At 59.1% G+C, this 4,680-nt stretch carries 5 protein-coding genes; 3 read left to right on the top strand and 2 right to left on the bottom strand.

Translation table 11 applies throughout. The features are described 5' to 3' along the window. Nucleotides 1-336: 336 nt before the first annotated feature. On the bottom strand, nt 337-1,548 hold the full coding sequence (locus tag ACQKP4_RS28405; RefSeq protein WP_008030363.1) for a pyridoxal phosphate-dependent aminotransferase: 1,212 nt from the start codon (nt 1,546-1,548) through the stop codon (nt 337-339). A 226-nt stretch (nt 1,549-1,774) separates the two neighbouring features. Here ACQKP4_RS28405 and msrB point away from each other — a divergent pair, with 226 nt between their 5' ends. The 3 genes from msrB (at nt 1,775) to ACQKP4_RS28390 (ending at nt 3,294) form a co-directional block, all read left to right on the top strand. Further along, nucleotides 1,775-2,170, top strand: coding sequence for a peptide-methionine (R)-S-oxide reductase MsrB (msrB, locus tag ACQKP4_RS28400; RefSeq protein WP_427637358.1), 396 nt, complete (start codon nt 1,775-1,777; stop codon nt 2,168-2,170). Between the two features lie 180 nt (nt 2,171-2,350). Next, on the top strand, nt 2,351-2,836 hold the full coding sequence (locus ACQKP4_RS28395; protein WP_427637357.1) for a glutathione peroxidase: 486 nt from the start codon (nt 2,351-2,353) through the stop codon (nt 2,834-2,836). Further along, nucleotides 2,833-3,294, top strand: a complete 462-nt coding sequence (locus ACQKP4_RS28390; protein ID WP_427637356.1) for a MarR family winged helix-turn-helix transcriptional regulator — start codon at nt 2,833-2,835, stop codon at nt 3,292-3,294. The genes ACQKP4_RS28395 and ACQKP4_RS28390 overlap by 4 nt, the downstream gene beginning before the upstream one ends. On the opposite strand, the gene ACQKP4_RS28385 is transcribed toward ACQKP4_RS28390, so the two are convergent. After that, nucleotides 3,278-4,680: response regulator (locus ACQKP4_RS28385; protein ID WP_427637355.1), on the bottom strand; the 1,403-nt coding region annotated here is incomplete at its 5' end. The genes ACQKP4_RS28390 and ACQKP4_RS28385 overlap by 17 nt on opposite strands.

The following is a 4,680-nucleotide window of genomic DNA, read 5'->3' as shown; positions in this document are numbered from 1 at the left end:
ACAGCAGGATGCGCATCATGGTTGTAGAAGTCTCCTCATGCTAAAGATGTAGCGTACTGCGGGGTATATAAGGTGCTGCACCGGGCTATTCAACCGGGTGACTATTTCAAACTGTGTCCTACAGCAACAGTCTAGCCGCTTGCAGGGCATTTCCGAGGCGGGCATAGGACGTGTTTGACAGGCAAGGCGCGGTGCGGGCCCAGTGGTTACGGGGTGTGGGCAGCAGGCGGGTGATCAGGCATTGCTCGAAACAAAGATGAGCGGCACTGAGCAAAGATGTGTTGCTGAATCAATCACCGTGCGACATTTCGTCAACGTCGCACAGTGACAGATCTGTTACTGGCGATAGGATTTGAGGAAATTGCCGATGCGGCCGATGGCCATGTCCAGGTCATCGACCCGTGGCAAGGTCACAACGCGGAAGTGGTCGGGCCAAGGCCAGTTGAACGCCGTGCCCTGAACCACCAGCAGCTTCTCCGACAGCAACAGGTCGAGCACAAACTTCTCATCGTTATGGATCGGGCAGACTTTCGGGTCGATCCGCGGGAACGCGTATAGCGCGCCCATCGGCTTGACGCAGCTCACGCCCGGAATGTCATTGAGCAGTTCCCAGGTGCGGTTGCGCTGTTCCAGGAGGCGACCTTGCGGCAACACCAGATCATTGATGCTCTGATAGCCACCGAGGGCCGTCTGGATGGCATGTTGGCTCGGCACGTTGGCACACAAGCGCATGTTGGCCAGCATGTCGATGCCTTCGATGTAGCTTTGGGCGTGGTGTTTCGGCCCGGAAATGGCAATCCAGCCGGAACGGAAACCGGCCACGCGATAGGACTTGGACAGGCCGTTGAACGTCAGGCAGAGCAGGTCTGGCGCCAGGGACGCGGTGCAGATGTGCACGGCATCGTCGTACAAAATCTTGTCGTAGATCTCGTCGGAGAACACCACAAGATTGTGCTGGCGGGCCAATTCGAGCATGCCCAGCAGTACTTCTTTCGAATACACCGCGCCGGTCGGGTTGTTCGGGTTGATGATCACCAGCGCTTTGGTATTCGGGGTGATCTTGGCCTTGATGTCGGCCAGGTCCGGCCACCAGTTGGCCTGCTCGTCGCACAGGTAATGCACCGGGTTGCCGCCAGACAGGCTCACGGCGGCGGTCCACAGCGGATAGTCCGGGGCCGGCACCAACACTTCGTCGCCATTGTTCAGCAAGGCCTGCATCGACATCACGATCAGCTCGGAAACGCCGTTGCCCAGGTAGATATCCTCAATGCCGACGCCTTCCACCTGTTTTTGCTGGTAGTACTGCATCACGGCCTTGCGGGCGCTGAACAGGCCCTTGGAATCGCTGTAGCCCTGGGCGGTCGGCAGGTTGCGGATCACGTCCTGAAGGATTTCGTCCGGCGCTTCGAAACCAAAGGGCGCCGGGTTGCCGATGTTCAGCTTGAGGATGCGATGGCCTTCCTCTTCCAGGCGTTTGGCGTGCTTGAGCACCGGGCCGCGAATGTCGTAGCAGACGTTGGCGAGCTTGTTCGATTTGCTGACCTGCATGGCGATGTGTTCCCGAAAATGAACGATCCAGGCGGCGTATGAACTACCGTACTGGGAATCCTGCGTATTCACACAGGCCTGACGCCTTGAGATGCAGCACCCATAAATCCGTTTGAATGCGCGTGGACTGGCTGCCAGACTGGCGTTTGACGAGGCGCAATCATACGTGCCACCCGATCCGTGGAAAAGGTACAGATCGGGCTTTTTCAGCTGCTGAGGTGTGACGATGGAAAAGTTGGAAAAAACCCTGGAAGAATGGAAAGCGATGCTCGATCCCGAGCAGTACAACGTTTGCCGACTCAAGGGCACCGAGCGTCCGTTCTCCGGCAAGTACAACGACAGCAAGGTCGACGGTGTCTACCACTGCATCTGCTGTAACGAGCCACTGTTCGATTCCACGACCAAATTCGACTCCGGCTGCGGCTGGCCGAGCTTTTATGCGCCGATCGGCGACAGCGCGATGGTCGAGATCCGCGACGTCAGCCACGGCATGATTCGCACCGAAGTGGTGTGCGGCAAATGCGACGCGCACCTGGGCCACGTGTTCCCGGACGGCCCGCCGCCCACCGGCCTGCGGTATTGCATCAACTCGGTGTGCCTGGATCTGGTCCCGCGCGAATAACCTCCCGGAATATTTGCTGTCCCTGCGGGAGCACCGCTTGCTGGCGAAGGCGTCCTTGAGATCGCCTGCGTCTGCAAGCCTTGCTCCTGCAATTCAAATCGGTTGATTGAATAATTGAATTGCACACAATTTAATTGATCGCTATGTTTGTCGCCTCTTCCCCCACACAGAGGCCGAACCATGAGCGACAACCTATTGAGCATCCCGTGCACCACCATCACCGGTGAGCAAAAGACCTTGGCCGATTACGCCGGCAAAGCCGTGCTGGTCGTCAATACCGCCAGCAAATGCGGTTTCACCCCTCAATACAAAGGCCTCGAAGCGCTGTGGCAGACTTACAAGGATCAAGGTCTGGTGGTGCTCGGCTTCCCGTGCAATCAGTTCGGCAAACAGGAGCCGGGCAATGAGGGGGCGATTTCCGAGTTTTGCGAGTTGAACTTCGGTGTCAGTTTCCCGCTGTTCAAGAAGATCGACGTCAACGGTTCCGACGCCCATCCGCTATTCGTCCAACTGAAAAAGCGGGCACCGGGCCTGCTGGGCTCCGAAGGCATCAAATGGAATTTCACCAAATTCCTGATCGGCAAGGACGGCCAGATGGTCAAGCGTTTCGCCCCGGCCACCAAGCCACAGGATTTGACCTCCGAGATCGAAGCCCTGCTCAAATGAACACTTTGTCCGTCGATTCCCTGCAGCTCGACAGCCAGCTCTGCTTCAAGCTGTACGCCGCTTCCCGGGCGGTGATCCGCGCCTACAAGCCGATGCTCGACCAACTCGGCCTGACCTATCCGCAATACCTGGCGATGCTGGTGTTGTGGGAGTGGCAGGCAGCAGCACCGGAGCAGCCGACCGTCAAGGCGCTGGGCGAACGCCTGGCGCTGGATTCCGGCACGCTGACGCCGTTGCTCAAACGCCTGGAACACCTGCAGCTGGTGCAGCGTCAGCGTTCGGCCCGTGATGAACGCGAGGTGCATTTAAGCCTGTCGCCGTCCGGCAAGGCGTTGAGAGATCAGGTCGGTCCGTTGAAGGCCCGGCTGCTATGTGACAGCGGAGTGGATCTGGATCGCTTGAACGATCTGCGCGAGGGGCTTGATCACCTGTTGGGACAAATCAAGGGTCTGGCGTAGTCGGTACCCACAAGTCGAGCAGGGCGGCCAGTTCCTCGCGGCGGAAGGGTTTGGCCAGATAATCGCTCATGCCTGCCGCACGGCAACGTTCGCGTTCTTCGGACATGGCGTTGGCGGTCAAAGCAACGATGGGCAGCTGCGGCCAACGTCCGCTACGCCGGATTTGCCGACTGGCCTCGTAGCCATCCATCACCGGCATGTTGCAGTCCATCAACACCAGATCGAAATCGCTGGATTCCAACTGGTCCAGCGCTTCGGCGCCATGTGCGGCGACTATGACCTCGCAACCGAGTTTGCCGAGCATGCCCTTGGCTACCAATTGATTGACCGGGTTGTCTTCCACCAACAGGACCCGTCCACGTCGCTGGGGCGTCAACGCTTCAACTGCGGCGCCATTGATCAATTGGTTTTGCGGTTGCAAGGCTCGGCGCAATGTCTGGTAAAGCGCATTGCGCGCCAGCGGTCTCGCCTGTTGTTGCAACGGGGCCAAGGCGCTCGCTTCTTCGCTGGGCATGAAATTGCCATACGCGGTCACCAGCAGAATCGGCGCATCGAACGTAGGTCGCAGGCTAAACAGGCATTCGGGGTAATCGGTGATGAGCACATCGGGCTTGAGCCCGAGCAACGAGTCTTCGAGGTTGCGTTGCTGATAATCGAGTCCCCAGCCAGGCAGCAGATTTTTCAGCAGTTCGGCCAGACCGCTGCTGGCGCTGGTGATCGCGACGACATTGCCCGGCAACGGTGTCGGCGGCATGGCCCGAGTGTGTGAGGGCAGCGGCAGGTCGGCGCAGAACTGGCTGCCGAAGCCCGCCTCCGAACTGATCGTCAATCGGCCCTGCATCGCTTCGCACAAGTTATAGGTCAGTGCCAGACCCAGCCCGGTCCCGCCAAACTGTCGGGTTATACCGGCACCGGCCTGGGTGAAGGGCTGGAAAATCTTGACCTGTGCGTCCTGAGCAATCCCGATACCGGTGTCGCAGACCTCGATTCTGACCCCGTCTTCAAACGTTGAAAGACGCACATCGACCCGACCGAAACGGGTGAACTTCAGCGCGTTGGACAGCAGGTTACTGACGATCTGCCGCACCCGGGTCGGGTCCCCCAGTACCAGCGCGGGAAACCGCGGATCGATCAGGCAGGTCAGCTCCACGCTGGGCGCGGCATTCTGCGACAGCAGGTTGGCGGTGTCTTCGATCAGCGAGCCGAGGTCGAACGGAATGTGTTCGAGCTCCAGTTGCCCGGCATCGAATTTGGACAGGTCGAGAATGTCGTTGAGCAGTTCCACCAGCACTTTGCCCGAGTCATGGGCAATCGACAGCTGTTGCTGCTGTTCAGGGTTCAGCGGGCCGTCCAGCGAGAGTGCAATCATTCCCAGCAGGCCGTTGA

Origin of the sequence: Pseudomonas sp. NPDC086278 (assembly GCF_050280905.1) — a bacterium.
Taxonomy (GTDB): Bacteria; Pseudomonadota; Gammaproteobacteria; order Pseudomonadales; family Pseudomonadaceae; genus Aquipseudomonas.
This window is presented reverse-complemented; position numbering and strand designations above follow the sequence as displayed.